Below are 21,542 nucleotides of genomic sequence, written 5' to 3' on the forward strand. Positions count from 1 at the left end.
TTTTGCCGATCGGCAACCCAAAAGCCCTTCCCGGCAATCTTGAACATGCCGCCTTCGCGCTGCCCCGCCCTTCATCGCCTTCAGCCAGACGGTTTCTCCACAAGCGTTGCTAGAACGTCTGCAAGGTGCCAACGCGCAGCAAGCAGAGCCTCCTCGGCAAGCGCCTGCGATATGCGTGAAAAGCGGAACGGCTTTGAAGACGGCAATTGTGCCAGTCGCGGCAGGTCCGCGGACGCCACCGTTGCGATCTTGGGATAGCCGCCCGTCGTCTGTCGCTCCGCCGTCAGCACATAGGGACGGCCAGAGCCTGGCACCTGAATCGAGCCAAGCGGCGTCGCATCGGAAATGATGTCATGGCCGCGAAAGGCGTGAAGCAGGGGGCCGTCAAGACGGCTCGCCATCCGGTCCCGGCTGTTCGAGACGGTAAAGTCGCTGCCAAGAAACAAGGCCCATGCATCATCATCAAAATAATCATCCTGCGGACCGGCAATCACCCGAACCGGCCCCGAAAACCGGAGAACAGGCAGTCCCAGACAAAGACACGGCGCCTCATTCGTAACGCCAAGCGGCATCTGGTCGCCGTCACGAAGCGCCCTGCCCGCAAAACCACCAATGGCACTGCGCAGATGGGTCGCCCGCGAGCCAAGCACCTCAGGCACATCAATCCCGCCAGAAAAGGCGACGTAGCCCCAGATCGCATCCCTTAGATAACCGACCGTTAGCGTTTCTCCCGGCATCAGCATATGGCTTTCCCAGGCAGCAACCGGACGCGCATCAATGCGGATATCAACGGCGCCGCCGGTGACGGCAAAGCGTAACGGCTCTTCCGCCCGGTAGCGCCCGCCAGACTGGGCAAATTCAAGCCCGGCCGCCGCATGATCGTTTCCAACCAGCGCCTGGGCAATGGCAAAAGCGTCCGGATCCATCGGACCGGCGGGTGATATGCCCTGACGCATATGGCCAAGTCTCGCTTTCGCCTGGACCGTGGACAACAGTCCGGCCGTGATGACAGTGAGGCCGTTCATGCGTAACAGGGCTCCACAAGTGCCTCACCTGCGGCGGCGCGGCGGTCAAGCGCGTCAGCCTCATCCGGGCCGATGCGATTGAATGTGACGCGATCCCCCGGCGCCAGAAGGCTTGCTTCACGACGGCGAATATCAAACAGACGAACAGGCGTTCGCCCGAGATAGCGCCAGCCACTCGGCCCGGCAAAGGACGTGATACAGGCCTGCTGTCCGCCCACCCCGACGGAACCGGCAGCAACCAGCGGACGCGGCACATCGAGACGCGGCGTGAAAAGCGCCTCGGGCAAGCCACCAAGATAGGCAAAACCCGGCATGAAACCAATCATGTAAACGCGATATTCGGCACCGCCATGCAGAGCAATCAGCGCTTCGGGATCCAGTTTCTTCATCTCGGCCAGCCAGGCGACATCAAGCGCCGCCTCCCCTTCATAACAAACGGGAACGCTAAAGCGACGTGTGGCGGCAGCCGTTGCCTTGACGGATGAAAGACGCGCACGCAGATCATTTGCCAGTTCAGCACCCCGCCGCACCGCCGGATCATACATCACCAGAAGCGAACGATAGGTCGGAACTACCTCGACAATGCCAGGCATCGGATCCGCTTCAAGCTGGCAGGAAAAGGCAATCACGCGCCGGCTCACCGCCTCGCTTACCTGATCGCCAAATTCGACACTCAATGCCTGGTCACCCGCCGGCAATATGCGCAGCATGAACGCGCCCCCTGTTCCTGCCGCAAAGTGTAGTGCGGCCCGATACGCATATTGGCGCGTAACGCAAAGCCAATCCAGCCTCAAGGCCCGTTTTCCCCGGCTGGCCCGCCCGGAGCAGTTTCCCACCTGCCATCACTTGTGATTTATTTGCCAAAAGCACATTCTCACCCTACCCACAGCCATGACACGGCACATATAGTGCTAATATAATGGCGGCAGTTGCGGCAGAATGAATTTGAACGGCACAGGACTGAAACGTGGAAGAATCCGAAAGGCTGGAAGAAAAGCGCCTCAAGGCGCTCTATGATCTGAAAGTCCTGGATTCAGCGCCGGAACCGGAATTTGAAGCGCTGGTTCAGGCCGCAGCCATTGTGTGCGGAACGCCCATGTCGCTGATCACCTTGATTGAGCGCGACAGGCAATGGTTCAAGGCCAATGTCGGCCTTGGTGAAATGACCGAAACGCCCCGTTCTGTCTCATTTTGTGCCCACGCCATCAAGGATGACAGCTTGATGGAGGTGCAGGACGCGACACGGGATCCGCGTTTCAGCGACAATCCTCTGGTGACCGGATCACCGGAAATCCGCTTTTACGCCGGCGTCCCCCTGACCCTTTCAAGCGGAGAAAATGTCGGCACACTCTGTGTCATCGATACGCAAGTGAAGGCGCTCAGCGAAGAACAGAAAGCGATCCTCAGCCATCTGGCCACCGCAGCGGTGCGCGCACTCGAAATCCGCATGGCAGCGCTTCATGAGAAAGAACTGATCTCACTTGAATGGCGGGCGCAGTCGATCCTCGAAAACAGCTTTGACGCGGTTCTCAGCATGGATTGCAGCGGTCACATCCAGCATTGGAACCGTGCAGCCGAACGGCTGTTCGGTTACTCCACCGCGCAGGCAGAAGGGCAGCTGCTGGATCTGATCCTGACACCGGAAAATCGTGAGAGCGAGCGCAATCTGCGCAAGCGTCTCAGTGGCGACCAGACCAGCCGGTCGCTTAGAACAGAACGGCGGCGCAAGGATGGAACGCGCCTGCCCGTTTCGGTCTCCATCGGCCCTGTGCTTGATTCGGAAGGTGCGATGGTCGGCGCGACCGAAATCATTCGCGACATATCCGATATCGTGAAGTCCAGTCGCGAGCTTGAGGACGCAGAGCGCCGGGTTCGCCGGCTCTATCAGTCAACGCCTGCCATGCTGCATTCGATCGATCCACAGGGCAGACTGCTGAGCGTTTCCGATCGCTGGCTGGAAGTCATGGGCTATACGCGCGATGAAGTCATCGGCCGGCTTTCCTCGTCCTTCATGACTGAAGAATCGCACATCAAGTCAACGACAGAGATGCTTCCGGCCTTCCTCAGGGACGGCCATTGTGAGGATATCGAATATCAGATGGTTACCCGCGCTGGCAACGTGATTGACGTTCTGCTGTCGGCCATTCTGGAACGTGATGGCGAAGGTAAACCGCTGCGCAGCATGGCCATCATCGAAAACATCACCGCGCGGCGCAAAGCGGAAAAAGCCCTGCGCACAGAAAGACGCCGGCTGGCCCAGATCATCCAGACCACCCAGGCAGGCACCTGGGAATGGAACGTCGAAACGGGTGAATTACGCCTCAACAGGCAATGGGCGGCCATCATCGGTGAAACACCGGAAGGCCTCGGCAATATTACCATCCAGACCTGGCTCGAACGACTGCACCCCGATGATGATCAGCCAAGCCGGGACCGGCTGTCGGAGCATTTTTCCGGCAAGACGGACAGCTATGAATGCGAGGTGCGCCTGAAGCATCGTGACGGCCACTGGGTCTGGGTCCTTGGCCGTGGAAGGGTCATCTCAAGAACCCATGACGGAAAGCCGGAATGGATGTTCGGCACGCATCAGGATATCAGCCAGCGCAAGGCCGAAGAACAGGAATTGCGCAAGAGCCGCGAGTTTCTTGATCGCACCGGACGGCTGGCCGGCGTTGGCGGTTGGGAGCTTAATCTTGAGACCGAAGACCTGTTCTGGTCTGACGAGACTTGCCGCATCCATGGTGTTGCACCGGGGTACAAGCCAGCTCTGGCGGAGGCTATCGGCTATTATGCGCCGGAAGCCCGCGAGGCCGTCGATGCAGCGGTGACACGCAGCATCGCCACCGGTGAGAGCTTTGATATCGAACTGCCGCTGATCAAGGCGAATGGCGAACATATCTTCGTCCGTTCAGTTGGCTCGACCCAGTTTGAAAATGGCAAACCCGTTCGCATGGCGGGCGCCTTTCAGGACATCACGGACCGCGTAACCCAGCGCAAGGCTCTGGAAGAGGTCAATGAACGCATCGCCGTCGCCACCGAAAACGGCCGGATCGGTATATGGGATGCCAATCTGGTCACGGGCAAAACCCTTTATTCAGAGATCTGGTGTTCCCTGATCGGTTATCGGCAGGATGAAGTTCCGGACAACGGGTTTGAATGGCTGAATTTCATCCACCCCGACGACATGGAGCGGGCCAAGAACTCCGATGTCGCCCATATCAGGGGTGAGGCCCCCTATTTCGAAGAACAGTTCCGCATGCGCCACAAGGATGGCCACTGGGTCTGGATCCTTGATCGCGGACGCGTGACAGCACGCGACGAAGATGGCAATCCCACCCGGATGATCGGCACCCATACCGACATCACCCGCCAGAAGCAGGAGGAGGAAGAGCGCTTTCTGCTCGGCGAACGCATGGCGATTGCCACGACGAGTGGCGGAATTGGCATATGGGAGCTCAATATCGAGACGGGCGAACCCGGCTGGGACCCGATCATGTATGAGCTTTACGGCCATTCCGGTGTCGCTGACGAAAGCGTCGCTGCGATCTGGCAGCGCCAGGTCCACCTGGAAGATCGCGAAAGGGTTCGCCAAGCAGTGGCAACCGCCATTGCCGAAGAATCACTGCTGGACGAGGAATACCGCGTCGTCTGGGCGGATGGATCGGTCCACCATCTACACATAGCAGCACGTGTTGTGGTGGAGGAACAACAAGGGCCTGGCCGGATGATCGGCGCGGCCTGGGACGTAACGGAAGAGCGGCAACTGGCGCTGGAGCTTGCAGAACAGCACGAATTGATGCGGGTGACGCTGCATTCCATCGGTGACGCGGTGATCACCACCAATGCCGACGGCGTGGTGCAATGGCTGAACCCCGTTGCCGAGCGCATGACCGGCTGGTCACTGGCCGAAGCCCGTGACATGGCCTCAAGCCGGGTGTTCAACATCGTCCACGAGGAAACCAGGCAACAGGCGCCGGATCCGATCCGCGCCTGCCTTGAGCTGGCCTCTGTCGTCGGCCTTCAGGAAGACACTTTGCTGCTGGCGCGTGACGGCATCGAATATGGCATTGAGGATTCCGCCGCGCCGATCCGCAGCAAGGATGGTGAGGTGCTGGGAGCCGTCCTCGTGTTCCACGACGTCAGCGAGCAAAGACGCCTGTCTCGTGAAATGTCCTATCGGGCAAGCCATGATCAGCTCACCGGCCTGATCAACCGCTCGGAGTTCGACCGCCGCCTGACCCGCCTGTTCGACAAGACCATGGACGGTCGCGGCGAACACGTGCTGCTGTTCATCGATCTCGACCAGTTCAAGATCGTCAATGATAGCTGCGGCCATTCTGTCGGCGATGATCTCCTGCGCAAGGTCAGCGCCCTGATGATCGAGACCGTTCGCGCGGAAGATACTGTGGCGCGGCTTGGCGGCGATGAATTTGCCATTCTGCTCGAATATTGCACGCCCGAGGTTGCAACCGCGATTGCCCAGGCCATCTGTGACAAGATGAACGACTTCCGCTTTGTTCACGACGGGAGAGCTTTCAGGGTCGGCACCAGTATCGGACTTGTTCCGATCACCGCTGCCTCACTCAGCGTGCCCGCAATCCTGCAGGCGGCCGATGCCGCTTGCTACGCCGCCAAGGAAGCTGGCCGGAACCGGGTCGAGATCTGGAGCCCCGAAAATGACAGCAAGCAGAGTGAACGGGGTGAAACCCGCTGGTCTGCCCGGCTTGAACAGGCCCTCGAACAGGAGGGTTTCGAACTGCATGTGCAGAATATCTTCGGCCTGCCAGAGGAGAACACGCCGAAATATGCTGAGGTTCTGCTGCGGCTGAAAGGCGAAAATGGCGAGATCATCCGGCCCAATGCCTTCCTGTCATCTGCCGAACGCTTCAACCTGATCACCCGGATCGATCGCTGGGTCGTTACCCATGTCATCAGCTATCTGGAGCAGCATGATTCTGCTGAAAAGGCGGCAATAGAGCGCTATTTCGTAAATATTTCAGCCCGTGCCATCGGCGACCGCGCCTTTCACCGTTTCGTCATTGAAGTACTCGAACACACAACCCAAACTGTGCGGGAACGGCTCTGCTTCGAAATCACCGAGCAGGCCGCAATCTCAAACATGACGGATGTCGCCGCCTTCGCAGAGGCCGCGCGCGCCCTGGGCGTCGCCATCGCACTCGATGATTTTGGCGCCGGAGGATCCTCGTTCGGCTATCTCAAGCGGCTGCCGGTCGACTTCCTCAAATTCGAGGGCCGATTCGCGCAGGGGCTGGAGGAAGATCCCCTCAATGCCGCAACGATCCGCTCCTTCGTCGAAGTCACTGCGATTCTCGGTTTGAAGTGCATTGCAAAATTCGTCCCCGACACGAAAACGGCGATAAGGCTGGCCGATCTCGGAGTTGGTTTTGGACAGAGTTATCTCTTTCACAAACCTGAACCGTTACAGAACTGACCCACGACATTCCGGCAGTAGTGAGCATTTTTACGGAAACGTGAAATCGCCTTGCTGTGACGTGTTAGCACACAACTTTCGTTAGAGTTGACATTTATCATTTCTGCAACCCTAAGATCGCAATTAAAAAGTACTTACTATTCACATCTACAATCCAAGGCAGCACTAGAACCGCAGATGTCCTTGATAAAATCTCTATATTTCAATATCTTAATCTATCAACCTCATTCAGCAAATGTCCCACACCTAAAGCAGCAACCCTGAGCAAACCTTCAAAACTAATATGCTAGCATACATTTGTTGCGGCTTTTTCCCGATCAGCGTATCCATAGGTCACGAGCTAGTGAGGTACGTAAATCAAAATGACCTCGCATCGGGGCTCGGTAGAAAAATCGGGAGGTATTTCGGTCTGGGGAGAGCGCTGCGCTGAAACAATTTCACGTCGGATCGCACAGATTACAAATCATCGATCACACGCTGAAGTCACGGCTTCTTCGCAAGTGCACACAGCCAAGGGCACCGCTAGTGCCCGGCCAAATATCCCGGTTTCGATTGAAACATCGGCAACCAGTTTTCTGGGAGGTTTTATGTACAGATACAGCAAGCTCGGCCTTGGCATCGCAACGGCCCTCGCATTTGGCGCACTCGCCAGCTCGGCTTCGGCCCTCACACTGCGCGTCTCCGATTCGCACAATGCCGACCACTCCACCGTGGTTGCCCTTGAGGAAATGGGTCAGCATCTCGATGAACGCACCAATGGCGAAGTCAAGTTCAAGGTGTTCCCGAACGGCGTTCTCGGCACCGAAGCGGAAATGATCAACCAGCTGCGCACCGGCATTCTGGATATTGTGCGCACCAATCCGGCCGACCTGGAAAAGTTCAACCCGGTCTACAGCGCCTTCCTGCTTCCCTACCTGTTTAACGACGATGCAAGCGCAACCGTCGCCATGAATGCGGTCAAGGACGAGGTCTTCCAGACCCATCTCGACACCGGCTTCATGGGCGTCGCCTGGAACATCGCCCCCTCGCGCAGCTTCTACACCGTTAACAAGCAGATCAACACGCCCGAGGATCTCGCAGGCCTGAAGATCCGCGTTCCCAACAGCCGTTCCATGGCCGACGCCGTGCAGCTTCTGGGCGCAACCCCGACGCCGATCCCCTTTGGCGACGCCTACACCGCCCTGCAGCAGGGTATTGTCGATGGCGCGGAAGGCAGCCCCGCTGCCCTGATCGATTCCAAACAGGTCGAGATCGTCAAATATTTCAGCTATGACCGCCACTTCCTCATCCCGGACGTCATGATCATCTCGACCAAGAGCTGGGACAAGCTGACGGATGAGCAGAAGGCCATCTTCGAAGACGAAGCAGCAATCTACACCAAGCGTGTTGACGAGCTGGAAGCTGCCAAGAACGCAAAGTCATTGCAGGAATGCAAAGACGCCGGCGTCGTCTTCACCGATGTCGACATGACGCCGTTCAAGGAACGCGTTCAGCCGCTCTATGACGAAATCGCCGCCTCCAATCCGGAAGCTTCGGCCATCGTCGACAAGATCATCGCTGCCCAGCAGTAAAGCTTTCGCCTGACGGCGCAGACAAGCGACATCGCCCCGCCACAAGGGGCGATGTTGAGAAGCCAGGTCTTCTCCAGCCTTCCACTATCACTGAGGTTTCCTCATGAATAACATAAGAACCATACTGGAAAGGACGGTCCTCACTCTCATCACCGTCTTTCTGGCCCTGCTGGTGATCATGGCGACATGGCAGGTCATCGCCCGCTACCTGCTCAACTCACCCTCCCAATTCACCGATGAAGCCCTGCGCTACACCATGATCTGGTCGGTTTATCTCGGCGCGTCCTACGCCTTCGGCCTGACCGATCGCCATATGTCGCTCGGCCTGATCAAGGAAATGTTCAAGGGCAACAAGCGCCTTGCGCTCGAAGCTTTCAATTACATCGCCGTGATGCTGTTCATCGTGCTGGTGCTGATCAAGGGCGGCTTCAGTCTCGTATCGATGGGCGTCGGTCAGCATTCCGACAGCCTCGATCTGCCAATGAACCTCGTCTACTCGATCATTCCGATTGCGGGTTTTCTGTCCCTCTTCTTCAAGACGCTCAATTTCCGCGACGTCGTGAAGGAAATCAGGAGCGAAGAAAATGGATACTGAAATCGTCGCCGCCATTCTCATACCCCTGTTCCTGATCTTCCTGCTCTGTGGCATGCCGATCGCGATTGGTATCGGCCTTTCCTCCCTTGCCGCGATTGCCGTCATCCTGCCGGTTGACCAGATCTTCTTCCAGGGCGCGCAGAAGATGTTCGGCGGTATCGACAGCTTCTCCATGCTGGCCGTGCCCTTCTTCATGCTGGCCGGCAACATCATGAACCATGGCGGCATTGCGCGAAAGTTGATCAACCTCGCACTGATGGTCGGCGGACGTATGCCGGGTGCACTGGCCCACGCCAACGTCATGGGCAACATGCTGTTCGGCACGCTGTCCGGCTCAGGCATGGCCTGTGCGGCTGCCATTGGCGGCACCATGGCGCCGATCCAGCGCGAAAAGGGCTATGACCCCGCCTTTTCGGCCGCCATCAATGTCGCATCCGGCCCGGTCGGCATGCTGATCCCGCCAAGCGGCCTTTTGATCCTGTTCTCGATCGTCTCGGGCGGTGTTTCGGTTGCCGGCCTGTTCATGGGCGGCTGGATCCCCGGCATCCTGTGGGGCCTGGCTGTCATGGCTGTCGCCTATGTCATGGCCAAGAAATACAATCTTCCGACCGAAAAATCGACGCTGACAGGTGGCCAGAAGTTCCGTCTGGTGCTCGACTCGATCCCGGCACTGATGCTGATCGTCGTCGTCATGGGCGGCATTGTCGGCGGCGTCTTCACCGCGACGGAAGGTGCAGCCGTTGCCGTGGTCTACAGCCTCGGCCTGTCCTTCTACTACGGCAACATCAATCGCAAGATGCTGATCTCGACGTTGATGGACACAGCTGTCACCACCGGTGTCATCCTGTTCCTGGTCGCGGTATCGAGCCTGATGAGCTGGATCATGGCCTATGCGCAGATCCCGCAGATGATCGGCGATTTCCTGCTGAACGTAACCGACAACAAGATTGTTCTGCTGCTGATCATCAATGTCGCGCTGCTGATCCTCGGCACTTTCATGGATGCAACACCGGCGATCCTGATCTTCACCCCGATCCTGATGCCGATCTGCACCCAGATGTTCGGCATGGACCCGATCCAGTTCGGCGTGATGATGATCTTCAACCTCGGTATCGGCAATATCACCCCGCCGGTCGGTTGCGTGCTCTTCGTTGGCGCCGCCGTTGGCGAGGTCAAGATCGAAAAGGTCGTTCCCTTCCTCATTCCCGTCTTCTTCGCGCTGGTCGGCGTGCTGATGCTGGTCACCTATATCCCCGCAGTCAGCCTGTTCCTGCCGCGTCTCTTCGGGCTTTGAGATGAAACTCGCTCGGCCCCGCCCTCCCGGGGCCGACAAGAAGGCCGCAGTGTTCCCGTCTTTCTCCACCGGGATCTCCCAACCTGCGACCGCAAGGCACGGATGGCCGGGCCTACTCACCCCGGCCATCCGTAAACTCTGATCAGAAAAACAAAGGAATTGATGTGATGAAGGACATCAAGATCACGTATATCGGTGGCGGAAGCCAGCAATGGGCTTTGCACCTGATGGCCGATCTCGCGCTTTCGAAGTCGCTTTCGGGTGTTCTGACGCTCTACGACATCGATAATGCCGCAGCCCTGAAAAACCAGGAAATCAGCAAGAATATCTTCGGCCGCCCGGAAGCCACCGGCAAGTTCACCGTGGAAGTCGAGGCCGATCTCGATACCGCCCTCAAGGGTTCCGATTTCGTCGTCATTTCCATCGAACCCGGTCCGATTGAAAAGCGCTTCATCGACCTCAAGATCCCGGAAAAATACGGCATTTATCAAAGCGTCGGTGACACGACCGGCCCCGGTGGCATTGCCCGCGCCATCCGCTCGGTTCCTGTCATGGCCGATTTCGCCCACCACATCATGGCTGTCTGCCCCGATGCCTGGGTGATCAACTACACCAACCCGATGGCATGGTGCACCGGTGCGCTGTTTGCCGCCGAGCCCGATATCAAGGCTGTCGGCTGCTGCCATGAAGTCTTCCATACCCAGGAAATGCTTTGCCGCTGGGTACGCGACACCTACAAGGTCGATCTGCCGAAGCGTCATGATATCGTGCTTGACATCTCCGGCGTCAACCACTTCACCTTCGCCACCGAAGCCATGTGGAACGGCAAGAGCATTCTGGCCGAATTCAAGGACAAACAGCCGGCCAACGACCGCGAACAGTTGAAGAAAAACGCACTGGCGCGCGAAGCTGAAGAAAACTGGTTCGATTGCGACTTCCGCGTTGCCACCGATTTCCTCAACCGCTTCGGCGTTTTGGGTGCTGCTGGCGACCGGCATCTCGCCGAATTCGTGCCCTTCTATCTGACGTCCAAGGAAGAGTTGAACAGCTGGGGCGTTGCCATGACGCCTTATGAATGGCGCGTCCGCCGCACCAAGGAGCAGGACAAGGCACGCCAGGCCTTCCTCGACGCCGACCTGAAGCCTTCCGGTGAAGAAGGCGTACTGATGATCGAAGCGCTGGCCGGAGCTGAGGGTGCCGTATGCCGCACACAATGCAACCTGCCCAACAAGGGTCAGAACCGTGACGCTGAAGTCGGCGCCATCGTCGAAAGCTACGGCCGCGTCTCTTTCAACAAGATCGAACCGATCGCCTGCGGCGTTCTGCCGGCTGCCGTTCAGTCACTCGAAGACCGCAACCTCACGATCCAGAAAATCGTGCTTGATGGCATCATGGCCGAAGACAAGGCCAAGATCTACGAAGGCTTCGCCATCGATCCGCTGGTCTCGCTGTCCTCGGCTGGCAATGCCCAACTTTTCGAGGAACTGTGGACCGCACTCGAAGTGCCGTTCAACTAAGCAGATTCGACATTTTCAACCGGACGGGCGCCGCCATCCGGTTTTTGAGGCCCTGCAGAAATGCAGGGCCTTTTTTCGCTCGTTTTGATAATACGACCGAACCCTCAGGCACCATGACCAGTCCATTCGCAGGCCATCACTATACTTTCGAGAGCGTGCCAGAGCCTTCTGCGCCAAACCGGACAAGGGGCGATCTGCTATCAGAAGATCACGCAATCAACGGCACGCTTCGCAAGGGAGGGAACATATGTCTCAGGAATTTATCATCGCCATTGCCAATATCGGTGTTGCTCTCGTCATCTTCAACGTCGCTCGCAACTACATGAAACTTCATCGCAATGAAGCTGCAGCGAAGGAGCGTTTGGGGCCAGCGCGGTAAGGAAGCATGACGGCCGTCATATCCAGAAATTTGCCAAATCAACTTCGGGGCTCAGGACCTTGTCCGGCGTCGCGCAAGCGGTTCTATCGGCATTGAGGCGATTGGCGTCGGCTTGCCCAGCGCAGTGGCAACAACGCGATAGGCACGGCGGTAATTCATAAGCCCGCCCACAAAGAACAGCCCACTGCCAAACAGATATTGCCACGCCAGAAAGCCATCCAGCCTGGTTTCATCTGCCGTGCTGGCGAATTCCCACAGATAGGGGATCGAGGCGACTGCAAACAGTACCGACCCGACGACGAATGTCAGCGCGGTGAGGTTCATCATCTGCAGGGTCACCAGATCATCGGCCTCAACGATCTGCAGGACATTGATAACCGCACCGACGACAAACAGAACGCTGCCGACAATAAAGCACCAGGCGCCTGCTGTGTAAAACCCAATTGCAGACAGGAAGAATAGGCTGCCCGCGACAAAGAGCAGTGTGCCTACAACATAGGTCCAGGCAGCCCAGAACTCCAGCCTGTCCCATAGCGTAGCAGAACCGTCACGCTGTCTGGCATGCTTGAAAACTTCGAGCAGATCGTGACCGGTGACGAGGAGATAGAGCAGCGATCCAAAAAAGAAAATCCAGGCACCGATATCGGCGAATGCAGACAGAGACGGAAAGAAGCAGATGCTGCCGAAAATGAAAGTCAACCCGCCTGTCTGGTAGGCAAGCGCGTTAATCGTCTCCCAGCGAAAATGTTTCCGTGTATCAGGGTCATCGGAAATCACATCATGCAGGCGAGGACGATTGACGAACATATGCGGCATAAGAGCGGGCTCCTTCTGTCGCCCTCAATGATGCCGGGTCCGGTCCTTTCGAGATACCCCCGGGAACGGAAAAAGACGCGCCCTATCCCAAAATGCACGGCTTTCTCGGCCGGGACAGGCGGAAACAAACCGGAAATTATTCATCAGTGACACATCGAATGTGCTCGCATTTCAGCTGTGAGCGACGATTTCAGCGCTCCCAACATCGCCAGGCTGGGTCACAAGCCGGTATTCCCGTTTTCCGGCTTCCATCTCTGTTTATCCGTATTCTGCGGGAATTCTTCTCATAAATTTCAAAATGAAAGTCTGGCGCAGAATTTCGTTCCGCTATGGTAGGAACATATTTATATTCAACAATTTCAATATATTAGATAGAAAACACTGGTTCGATTTTCGCCACATTTGAGAAATAGGACGGCGTTTAGAAGTTAAGTTTCGGCCGACCCATCAGCGTTACGCCAGCAAACTGGCAAGAAGCGAAAAGGAGCAGAAAATGACCTTCGTTTTGTCTATCGTTGCAGGAACCGTCGTCTATAGCGGTGTTCGTGGCTACATGAACATCGCCCGTCGGGAGGATCAGATCCGCACGCGCATGGCACCCCCGGATCAACAGCACTAAGTGCTGTTTGCCCGTCAAGGATGCGGGCTTTTTCAATCAGCAAACTGCGGCTGATCTTTATTGCCGGGCACCTCCCCCGCTTAGTCATCGGCCGCAGTCAGCACTGGCCTTCATTGCGTCAGATCTGTTTTCGAACTACGCGCCATGCCATAACAGGTCACAATCCGCGAAAACCAGGCTTCCAGCTGCCTGTCCGTGATGTAAAGATGACCACTATGCGCAATCGACCCGTCACATGTGAAGTTCGCTATCTTATCGATCAAAGCCGGATTTCCGAGTTCGAGGCCTATGCCCAGACCTGGATTGAACTCATCGAACGCCATGGTGGAACCCATCACGGCTATTTCATTCCGCGCGACAAGCCCGAAGAGGCTGGCGTGAGCTTTTCCGGTCTGGGCAAGGACGGCTCCGCTTCAGTGGCGATCGCTCTGTTCACCTTTCCGGATGAGGATTCCTACCTGCAATATCGTGAGCGGGTTGCGAAGGACCCGGATGGCATGGCTGCAAACGCACGTTTCAAGGCAAGCCCTCCATTCATCAGCTATGAGCGCTTCTTCCTGACGCCAATTCCAAGAGCCGGATGACTGATACCAAGAAATGCAGAGCCCATGACGACAGGCTCCGCAATCATCCAGAAACAGCGCCAGACTTCAGGCGGCGTTCAGCACCACTCGCCAAGGATGGCGACGAATTCGGTTTCCCCGACATTGGTCAGCATCTGTGTCACCGGCCCGTCGTGCCAGACATGGCTTCCGGGGGAAAAGGAAAGAACACGGCTGCTACCGCCAGGCTCTGCCACGGCTACACTGGCATCAGAGATCGAAACCGTGAGCCCGGAAAAGCCGTAGGTGATTTCACCGGTTGTTTCGCCCGGTTGCAGCGCTATGCGGTAGAACCGCAGCCGTTCGGCGCCCGAGAGGTTGTCGAGCTGGGTGTGGCAGGGCGCTGAAAGTGGCTTTTCGGAAACAAGATCCGGCAGCTTCAGCACTTCCGCACCAATCATGTGCATCAGCCCGTCGCCATCATTGCGAACCTTGTGGATCAGCGGATCACTGCCATGCGGGCGGCACATGGACAGCCCCGCCGTCAGGTGATGGGTCTTGGCTGTCGTCTCATCCGACTGGAATGTGTGATCATAGACCTCGGCATCATTCACAGTCACATACATGGTATCGATGTTATGGCGATGATAGAGCGATGTCTCGCCCGGACCGAAACGAACGTCATAAACACGAACATAGTCGTTCTGAAACCGGTGAAAGTGCCGGGGTTCGTTCAAAACCTCGACAAAGCCGGTCGCCGGCTCCGTCGTACAGGAACACATCTGAAACAGCCGGCTGGGGGCCTGTTGATTTTGCGTTGTCATGAGCCGCTCCCTTCAATCAACCTTCGGCAAGGGCGTTTCATCCTGCACGGCAATGACCTTTGACTGGCGGACGTCGCGCACTGCGCCAAATTCAGCGATCCGGTCGAGCGGATAGGTCACACTTGCCTGCGAATCGAGCAACGCGACAGTCTCGGCATCAACCGGAGGCAGATTAAGCGCGGCCACCAGTCCGGCGAGGATTTTCTCGACCATCTCCTTCAGCCCGCCAGCGCCACCACCTAGTTGTGCTGTCAACATTGGACCGATCGAGGCATAGCGGACGCCGAGCGAGTTGACGACGATCTTGTCCAGCCCTTCAACATCAACCACACCTTCGGAAATGATGTGAATGGCTTCACGCACCAGTGCCACCTGCAGACGGTTGACGACAAAGCCGGGAATTGGCTTGTTGAGGCGGACCGAAACACGGCCGCAATCCTCGTAAAACGCCATCAACCTTTCAACGACGGCATCATCGGCGCCGCTCGCACCGCAAATCTCCACCAGCCGCACCATATGCGGCGGGTTCAGCGGATGGCCGATCATCACCCGGGCCGAATTTTTCATCTGTGCACCGATGACATCCGGTGTGATGCCGGATGATGATGACACCAGCATCGTATCGGCACTGGTCATCGCCTCGAGATCGGCAAACATCTTCTGCTTAAAGGCGGGGTTTTCCGGCCCGTTTTCCTGAACCAGCATCGAGCCTTCAAGCGCTTCGGCCAGATCGGTATGGAAACTGATCCGTCCGAAAGCCGCGTCCGGGTCATCACTGATCTGGGCAATCATGTCCTTCAGCTTGCCGGTAATGGCCGCGGCAAAATCCGGGCGAACGTCATTGAGACGGACATGATAGCCATTGGTGGCAAACAGAGCTGCCCAAGACATGCCGATGGTGCCTGAACCTATGACGGTGACGATGATTTTCTTGTCTGACATTCTTATCTCCCGATGTTTGGATCGATCATGGGCTTCATATGGCGGAGGTCTCGCCCTCTGACGTCTGTTTATCCTGCATCAGAGAATGCTTCGGAACAGAGCGGGTCAGCAGCGGAATTGAAATCAGGATCAACAGCGCAAGAACCAGCCAGGACATATGGGCCGCGTCATAGCGGGCATCGCGATTGATGGCGAGGAAGGTCGACCGGTCATCTTCAGGAATTTTGAAACGGGTCATCGCGTCGCCGAAATCATCATTCGACATCAAGGGGATGGCCGCAACTTCCGAAAGGTCACTGAGGACCGAGGCACTGATGTTCTGGTTCAGTCGGGCATCGCTTTTGAAATCATCAGTAAGAGAGAACATCAGCAGCCAGGCAATCAGGGCCACACCAATGGCCTGACCGATATTGCGCGCGGCAGCCTGAACAGCGCCCGACTGACTGGCCAGCTTCTGGTCGACCGCCTCTGTGACGATAATCGATGCCTGCGATGCGATCAGACCGGTCCCGAGGCCAATCAGGAACGTTGCCGGGAAATAAAGCAGGCCAATGCCATCACGGGTAATGCCGAAGGCTCCGACCAGGCAGGCAAGCGCCGACAGCACCATGCCAAGGCGGCAGATCATCTGCGATGACAGGTGTGAAAAGAGGATGGGTGTGCCCAGCGAGGAGAGCACCATGCCGACGGGGAAAAAGACCAGAACCAGCGAGGTTTCAAAAGCGGAATAGCCGGCAACCATCTGCAGATAGGGAATACCGAGAATGGTGAAAGCACCCAGCACAAAAAACATGACGGCGCACATATAAACGCCGGCCCGGATTTGCGGGCTCGTAAAGAAGGAAACGGGGACAAGGCAGCTCTGCCCGGTTGCCGAGCGGCGGACCTCAAACCGCCAGAAGCCAGCGAGAACCAGAAGGCCAGCGATCATCAGCGGCAGGCAAGGGCTGATGCCGAAGAGCGTGACGGGCGCGTTGATCGGATGAACGAGACCCCAGCTGCTGGTCTGCATCAAACCGCCGGAAAAGAGCAGCAATCCAAGCGAGACCAGAACGGCACCGCCGCGATCATAGGTTTTCAGATCCTCTTTGTGGGCTTCCCCCGGCAGCAGCAGGCTCGCGGCCAGAAGCAGGATGAAAAAACCACAGAGGCTCAGGAAGGCGACCCGGTAGCTGAAAGCATCAATGATGAAGCCGAAGATCATCGGCGCAATGATATTGGCGATGCCGACAACAGCACCAATAGCGCCAAAGGCGACCACGCGGTCGCGGCCGGAATAAAGCACCGAGACAAGGCCGAGCACTGACGGGATGAGGAAACTGGCGCCAAAACCGGCAAGGCTTCGGGCTCCGAAATTGAAGATTGCGATCTCATGGGTGGTTGCCGCAATCAGCTCGGCCAGGATCAGCAGGGCAACACCGATCTGGAAGGTGCGGGTCCACCCTAAAAACAGCCCCAGCGTGCCGATGCTGACCATGAATGAACCGGCAATCAGCGGATACATGGCATTCGCCACAGCAATCTGCGACATTTGCGCATGAAGCGCCAGCGCCAGCGACGTTGCCGACACCGAAACACCGGCATTATCGGCCATGGTGCCAAACTGTGCCAGCAGCAGAATGATCAATCCCTGCCATTTCAGGGTGGATTTAAACGACATGGTTACCCCCGATAGCGGGTTGAAACGATGGCCCAGACAAGAAGCGGTTCAGGCAGTGCCGCAGCAGCTTTGCCTGCCGCCCTGAATATCAGGCTGCATAGACCCTTTGCCCCCCCATCCACGTTTCAAGAACCTTGATATCCTTGATCGTATCGGGATCGACCTTGCGGGGATCTTCTTCGAGAATGACCATATCGGCGAACTTGCCCGTTTCGAGGCTCCCGATTTCATGCTCGGAACTCAGCTGCCATGCGGCCTCCGATGTCATCGCCCGGATCGCCGTTTCAACGCTGACACGCTCGTCGGGATTGACGACAAAATCCGGTTCCTTCCAGGTCTTGCGCGTCACCGCGGTCTGGATCATGAGCAGCGGATCTGGATCGGTGACCAGAAAGTCGGAATGAATGGTGAAGCCGATGCCCGCATCCTCAACGCTTTTGCAGCGATCGAGAAGCTGAACCTTTTCCGCACCAAACAGAAGATCGCGCATGGCGACCCCCCAGTAATAGACATGGCCGATGAGAAAGCTCGGCGAAACGCCCAATGCCTTCAATCGGTCAATCTGATCATCATGCAGAATTGAGCAATGCTCAATGCGCGGGCGCAACTCCGCAACCTGAACACCTGCCGCCTGCGCTGCTTCAAGCGAATCGAGAATATTGTCGATCGCCCGGTCGCCATTGCCATGGACGGATATCTGGAAGCCCTGACCGCCACGCTTGATCATCAGAGCGGTCATTTCTTCTGGTGACATATAGGCAAGACCACGGGTCTCGCTATGCAGATAGGGATCGCGCTGAAGACCTGTGAAGCCCTGATTGGAGCCATCCGCAATCAGCTTGTATCCGGCAACACGGACATGAGGATTGCCTGCACCGGGCAGCAGCCCCGCATCATCCCAGGCCTTGTCCTGCGTGTAGAAGGGGTAGACCCGCATACGGGCATGGAGTTTGCCCGAGGCGGCTGCCTTCAGAAAGGCATTCCAGTCTTCGATACCGGCAAGACCGCCCATACCAAGATCACTGAGCGTTGTCAGACCGAGTTTGGAAAAGGCATCGGTTTGCCGTATCAGGGCTTCAGCGGGATCTGCCGTCCGGAAGGCTGGATAGTGGCTCAGGATCTTCAGATAGGCGACATTGTTCTTGATCGTGCCGGTCAGCCGGCCGTCGCCGTCGCGGACAAATTCAGCCCCTTGCGGGTTTTCGACATCTTCGCCAAGCCCAGCAGCGGCAAAGGCTGCGCGATTGGCATAGGCCAGATGCAGGGACGAATTGAGAATGAAGATCGGGTGTCGGGTCGAAACCGCATCAAGCTCGGCAAAGGTCAGGGCTTCGGGCCCCTCCTGCAGCGAGGGATCGAAATTGCGGGCGACAATCCACTCTCCTGGCGCCGTCTGGCTGGCAACCTGCTTCAGATGATCAAGAACATCCGACGTCCTGGCAAATTTCGAAGCGCCGACATATATGGTGAGGTCGGCAATCAGCGACCCCGTCATCATGTGGGTGTGCGGCTCCACGAAACCCGGCAGCATCACATGGCCTTCGAGATCAATGCGCTCGGCCTGCGGACCGGCGGCGGCTTGAACATCAGCAAGTTTTCCAACGGCGATAATCCGGTCCCCTTTGACGGCGATGGCCTCAGCCTCGGAGAACGCGGCATTCACTGTCAGGATCGTTCCACCGTGAAACAATCGGATGCGATCCGGACTGCCGGCGACTGTCGCACCTGTCGTCTCTGCCGCGCAGAATAGTCCGCTGGCAGAGCCGGTTGCATTGCCGCGGACCATGGAAAACAGGTTGAAAAGAACAGGGCTGCAGCACGGGCAGTCAAAACGAGCGTCAAGCATCAATCGCCTCCCAGATATGATGTTGCAGAGATGAACGCCAGGGAGGTTATTGAGTCAACCGAGGTAGCTATGTAAATGACGGCGGACATATAAAACACCAGAAATAGTCCGGCAGAATCGACCGCGATTTCGCCCTATTTATCTGAATCGAAAAACCTATTTCATAGAAATCCCGAATAGATGCGCTGATCGCGCATGAATGGCATCACGCCCGGACCGATGCGCCGGTGTTGAAAAAGCAAGAAAAAGGCGAGGCCATGTTGAAGCAAAAGATCCAGAGCAGCCGACTGATATAAAAAGCTTGATCCTGGCTCTTCCGAAAACCGATGCGCACCACCGCATCGATCGCCGAGAATCTGGAGACAGCCTCTGGAAATGCCTCATCGCCCCACGGAAATGGCATCCCGTAGTGACGGGGCGAAAAACGGCTATCGATTTCAAATGATAAAAATGGTCGGAGTGGAGAGATTCGAACTCCCGACCCTCTGGTCCCAAACCAGATGCGCTACCAGACTGCGCTACACTCCGCCAAAGACGTGGCCCGGATACACTGAACGACCGAGGATCGCAACAGGAAAAATGAACCAGACTGATTGATACCCGTTCTATTTGCTGCCGATGTCGGCGCCGCTGACCGTATCGCCGACGACAACGCTATAGGCGCCGGCGTCACCGCCAGGCAATTCCAGCACGTAAGCCACCGGGCCGCCCGACGAAATGATCCGTTTGGAATAGGGCTCAGCGCCAGCATAGATCGAAGCAACAACCCCGTCCCTGTCGATGAAGAGCATATCGAGTGGGATCCGGGTATTGGCCATCCACATCGAAACGTTCCGCGTCCCACCAAAATCAAACAGCATGCCATAACCGGCATCCAGGCTATCGCGATACATCAACCCGCGTTCGCGCTGCTTCTCAGTCCTGGCGAGTTCGATATTCAGGGCGTGATCACCGCTCATCGTGTGCAAAATCAGGGTCGATTTCTCGAAACTGACAGGCTCCTGTGCCGAAGCCACCGCGCAAAACGACAGGAATGCGGCCATCGAAACCGCTACAAAACGCAACATCCGGCAACCTTTCAGGCAAAAAATGAAAATATGCAACGCGAAGTGTTCATATCAGACCAGGAGAGCACCGCTCAGCCCATCAGACCAGCCCAAAACAGGGCCGTCTGCCATCAACACGATCAAAGCCTACAGCATCGTGCCATGTGCATCCGAATGGATGCACGGCGCGCTAGTGTGAACGCACGATATCGGTCGGATTGTCGGGATGGATCTCAGCAGCCATCAAACCCTTGGCACCATCACCGAAGCGCACCAGCACACTCTGTCCCTGGCGAAGTTCCGTGATACCAAAGCGGCGCAGCGTTTCCATGTGGATAAAGATATCTTCCGTGCCCTCGCCGCGCGTCAAGAAGCCAAAGCCCTTTTCGCGGTTGAACCATTTGACGATGACACGCTCAAGCCCGCTGGTGGCCTCCACCTGAACATGGGTTCTGACCGGCGGCAATTGCGAGGGATGAACCGCCGTCGACTGATCCATGGACAGAATGCGGAACGCCTGAAAACCGCGCTCACGGCGATGGATCAGCGCGACGACGCGCGTTCCCTCCAGAATGGTCTGATAGCCATCACGCCTGAGGCAGGTGATATGAAGAAGCACGTCGCCCCTACCATTGTCAGGCACGATAAAACCGAAGCCCTTGCCGACATCGAACCATTTGACGACGCCTGTGATCTCAATCAGATCAGTCGGCTCGAAAGCTTCTTCCCGGGCTTCTAAGCCTTTATCTGATGAAGACCGCTCGGCCATTCTTGCCCCGCTCCTTGAAAAAGATCACGATCAGGTTAGCTGATTCCCTCTACGAGGAAAACATCTAGCACCCAGCATCATTGATGCAAGGCCGCATTGATCAGCACCATCAAAACCGTTCAACGAAGCTGACCACAACTGGAAGACCCGATGCAATATCTTCACACCATGGTCCGAATCACGGATATCGACGCCTCACTTCACTTTTATTGCGAGCTCCTCGGACTGAAGGAAGTCCGCCGCATCGAAAATGAGAAGGGCCGCTATACGCTGATCTTCCTCGCCGCACCTGCCGATATGGAGGATGCGGACGGTGACCGCGTCCCCAAGATCGAGCTTACCTATAACTGGGATCCGGAAGAATACGGCGGCGGCCGCAATTTCGGCCATCTCGCCTTCGGCACGAAGGATATCCATGCGCTTTGCCAGAAGCTTTCCGATAGTGGCGTCATCATCAACCGGCCACCACGCGATGGCCATATGGCTTTTGTCCGTTCACCGGACGGAATCTCCATCGAGCTGATCCAGAAAGGTGGCGATCTCGAGCCGAAAGAGCCCTGGATATCGATGGGCAATAGCGGCAGCTGGTAAAACATAAAGACCGGCGCGCGGCACAGCGTCGTCCCGCGCGTCATTTCCTCTTTC

18 protein-coding genes and 1 tRNA gene are annotated in these 21,542 nt (G+C 57.0%); 9 read left to right on the plus strand and 10 right to left on the minus strand.

The window, feature by feature from the left end; genetic code table 11:
* Window positions 1–80 precede the first annotated feature (80 nt).
* Window positions 81–1,025 (minus strand): 5-oxoprolinase subunit C family protein, encoded by a 945-nt coding sequence (locus FJU08_RS12860; RefSeq protein ID WP_141149423.1) that lies wholly within the window; start codon window positions 1,023–1,025, stop codon window positions 81–83.
* Window positions 1,022–1,735, minus strand: a complete 714-nt coding sequence (pxpB, locus tag FJU08_RS12865; RefSeq protein ID WP_141149424.1) for a 5-oxoprolinase subunit PxpB — start codon at window positions 1,733–1,735, stop codon at window positions 1,022–1,024. The genes FJU08_RS12860 and pxpB overlap by 4 nt, the downstream gene beginning before the upstream one ends.
* A gap of 257 nt (window positions 1,736–1,992) precedes the next feature.
* On the opposite strand from pxpB, the gene FJU08_RS12870 reads away from it, so the two are divergent.
* The 6 genes from FJU08_RS12870 to FJU08_RS23210 all read left to right on the plus strand — a co-directional run bounded on the left by FJU08_RS12870 (window position 1,993) and on the right by FJU08_RS23210 (window position 11,833).
* Complete coding sequence (locus FJU08_RS12870; protein ID WP_141149425.1) at window positions 1,993–6,477, plus strand: PAS domain S-box protein; 4,485 nt, start codon at window positions 1,993–1,995, stop codon at window positions 6,475–6,477.
* 587 nt (window positions 6,478–7,064) lie between these two features.
* Window positions 7,065–8,048, plus strand: a complete 984-nt coding sequence (locus tag FJU08_RS12875) for a TRAP transporter substrate-binding protein (RefSeq protein ID WP_181409843.1) — start codon at window positions 7,065–7,067, stop codon at window positions 8,046–8,048.
* A 103-nt stretch (window positions 8,049–8,151) separates the two neighbouring features.
* Window positions 8,152–8,643: a TRAP transporter small permease gene (locus tag FJU08_RS12880; protein ID WP_141149427.1), complete on the plus strand. Its 492-nt coding sequence runs from the start codon at window positions 8,152–8,154 to the stop codon at window positions 8,641–8,643.
* Window positions 8,633–9,937, plus strand: a complete 1,305-nt coding sequence (locus FJU08_RS12885; RefSeq protein WP_141149428.1) for a TRAP transporter large permease — start codon at window positions 8,633–8,635, stop codon at window positions 9,935–9,937. The genes FJU08_RS12880 and FJU08_RS12885 overlap by 11 nt, the downstream gene beginning before the upstream one ends.
* 167 nt (window positions 9,938–10,104) lie before the next feature.
* A complete protein-coding gene (locus tag FJU08_RS12890) occupies window positions 10,105–11,454 on the plus strand; it encodes a family 4 glycosyl hydrolase (protein ID WP_141149429.1) in 1,350 nt (449 codons plus the stop codon).
* 247 nt (window positions 11,455–11,701) lie between these two features.
* Window positions 11,702–11,833 (plus strand): hypothetical protein, encoded by a 132-nt coding sequence (locus FJU08_RS23210; protein WP_268932138.1) that lies wholly within the window; start codon window positions 11,702–11,704, stop codon window positions 11,831–11,833.
* Between the two features lie 51 nt (window positions 11,834–11,884).
* Here FJU08_RS23210 and FJU08_RS12895 read toward each other — a convergent pair whose 3' ends face one another.
* Entirely contained in the window at window positions 11,885–12,649 is a 765-nt protein-coding gene (locus tag FJU08_RS12895; protein ID WP_141149430.1) for a YrhK family protein, read from the minus strand.
* Window positions 12,650–13,142: 493 nt separating this feature from the next.
* Between FJU08_RS12895 and FJU08_RS23215 the strand changes: the two genes are divergently transcribed.
* Window positions 13,143–13,268, plus strand: coding sequence for a hypothetical protein (locus FJU08_RS23215; protein ID WP_268932139.1), 126 nt, complete (start codon window positions 13,143–13,145; stop codon window positions 13,266–13,268).
* Window positions 13,269–13,483: 215 nt separating this feature from the next.
* Window positions 13,484–13,852: an NIPSNAP family protein gene (locus FJU08_RS12900; protein WP_181409844.1), complete on the plus strand. Its 369-nt coding sequence runs from the start codon at window positions 13,484–13,486 to the stop codon at window positions 13,850–13,852.
* 77 nt (window positions 13,853–13,929) lie between these two features.
* On the opposite strand, the gene FJU08_RS12905 is transcribed toward FJU08_RS12900, so the two are convergent.
* The 7 genes from FJU08_RS12905 to FJU08_RS12935 all read right to left on the minus strand — a co-directional run bounded on the left by FJU08_RS12905 (window position 13,930) and on the right by FJU08_RS12935 (window position 20,897).
* Window positions 13,930–14,634 (minus strand): cupin domain-containing protein, encoded by a 705-nt coding sequence (locus tag FJU08_RS12905; protein ID WP_141149432.1) that lies wholly within the window; start codon window positions 14,632–14,634, stop codon window positions 13,930–13,932.
* A gap of 12 nt (window positions 14,635–14,646) precedes the next feature.
* On the minus strand, window positions 14,647–15,576 hold the full coding sequence (locus FJU08_RS12910) for a 3-hydroxyacyl-CoA dehydrogenase NAD-binding domain-containing protein (RefSeq protein WP_141149433.1): 930 nt from the start codon (window positions 15,574–15,576) through the stop codon (window positions 14,647–14,649).
* A 34-nt stretch (window positions 15,577–15,610) separates the two neighbouring features.
* On the minus strand, window positions 15,611–17,236 hold the full coding sequence (locus FJU08_RS12915; RefSeq protein ID WP_141149434.1) for an MFS transporter: 1,626 nt from the start codon (window positions 17,234–17,236) through the stop codon (window positions 15,611–15,613).
* Between the two features lie 88 nt (window positions 17,237–17,324).
* Window positions 17,325–19,082: an amidohydrolase gene (locus FJU08_RS12920; RefSeq protein WP_141149435.1), complete on the minus strand. Its 1,758-nt coding sequence runs from the start codon at window positions 19,080–19,082 to the stop codon at window positions 17,325–17,327.
* A gap of 451 nt (window positions 19,083–19,533) precedes the next feature.
* Window positions 19,534–19,610: transfer RNA gene (locus tag FJU08_RS12925), tRNA-Pro, on the minus strand.
* 77 nt (window positions 19,611–19,687) lie between these two features.
* On the minus strand, window positions 19,688–20,149 hold the full coding sequence (locus tag FJU08_RS12930; RefSeq protein WP_141149436.1) for a DUF192 domain-containing protein: 462 nt from the start codon (window positions 20,147–20,149) through the stop codon (window positions 19,688–19,690).
* A gap of 169 nt (window positions 20,150–20,318) precedes the next feature.
* Window positions 20,319–20,897 (minus strand): cold-shock protein, encoded by a 579-nt coding sequence (locus tag FJU08_RS12935; RefSeq protein ID WP_141149437.1) that lies wholly within the window; start codon window positions 20,895–20,897, stop codon window positions 20,319–20,321.
* Window positions 20,898–21,047: 150 nt separating this feature from the next.
* Between FJU08_RS12935 and FJU08_RS12940 the strand changes: the two genes are divergently transcribed.
* The gene (locus FJU08_RS12940) at window positions 21,048–21,488 is read left to right on the plus strand and encodes a VOC family protein (RefSeq protein ID WP_141149438.1); all 441 of its coding nucleotides are present in this window, start codon (window positions 21,048–21,050) and stop codon (window positions 21,486–21,488) included.
* Window positions 21,489–21,542: the final 54 nt, after the last annotated feature.

Source organism: Martelella alba (assembly GCF_006516955.1).
GTDB lineage: Bacteria > Pseudomonadota > Alphaproteobacteria > Rhizobiales > Rhizobiaceae > Martelella > Martelella alba.